The organism is Streptococcus sp. HMSC064D12 (assembly GCF_001837205.1).
GTDB lineage: Bacteria > Bacillota > Bacilli > Lactobacillales > Streptococcaceae > Streptococcus > Streptococcus salivarius_D.
Genome location: NZ_KV831750.1, coordinates 1 through 1,037 on the forward strand (window position 1 = coordinate 1; position 1,037 = coordinate 1,037).

Here is a 1,037-nt window from a genome sequence, read left to right on the forward strand (position 1 = left end):
GATATGCCCCCTGTCAAGTAGACAGGTTAAATATCTAAAAAAGTGTCTGTTTTTGAAGGTCAGTCGTACAAAATAAATGTACGGCTGTTTTTTTATGCAGACCACTTTGACTTGTACTTTTCAATTTTGTTATTCTTAGCGATTGGGTATGACAAAGGATGTTCTGATGTTAAGGCAGCGTTTCTGACTTCCAAAGGCGTTCTACAGTCATATCTGCTTTGTGGACGCTCTTGACAGTAAAATCGGATATAGTCTTTGATGGCATATCGGAGGGAGGCCTCATCTGAAATCTCATACATCTGATACATTTCCGATTTTATAATTCCCCAAAAACCTTCTATTGGTCCGTTATCAATACAATGGCCTACTCTTGACATGGATTGAATCATATCAGTATCTTTCAGCTTTTTTTGAAAGTTTTTATTGGTATATTGAAACCCTCTATCGCTGTGAAATATAGGCTTAGCTGTGGGATTTTTTTCAATAGCTTTGTCAAATGTTTTGAAGACTAGCCGATTGTCATTTCGACCACTTATGACAAAAGCAATAGGATAGCGGTCATATAAATCAAGTATGGCACTCAGATAAAGTTTCTTATGAGAGTTAGGAATCTTAAACTCTGTAACATCTGTTACCCATTTTTTGTTCGGAGCAGTCGTATAGAAGTTTCTTGATAACTTATTTTCTGCAGTTTCTTCAGACTTGGCAGTCTTGTATTTTTTCCTTTTCTTACGGATAAAAGCGTGAATATCGAGTATTTTCATAATTCGGTGAATTCTCTTTCTTGAGTAATTCGTATGATTGAAATGATTGATCCAATCGGTCATTCTTCGGTATCCCAAGATGTGTGAAAAACGTTCGTCATATTCTTTAATTAATTCCGCAATTTCGCTGTTTAATTGTTCTTGTTCTGGAACTATTCTATGTTTCCATTTATAAAATGCAGACCTCGTAATGCCGAGCTGATGACACATCCAGCTAATGCTCCACCCTTTATTTGTGTTGAAGTCTTCAATCGCTAAGTATTTTGATTCGTG

At 36.2% G+C, this 1,037-nt stretch carries 1 protein-coding gene; it reads right to left on the reverse strand.

All coding sequences use genetic code 11. The features are described from left to right. Positions 1–92: 92 nt before the first annotated feature. Positions 93–1,037 (reverse strand): IS3 family transposase (locus HMPREF2697_RS06160; protein ID WP_142350084.1); only part of this gene is annotated, 945 nt, incomplete at its 5' end.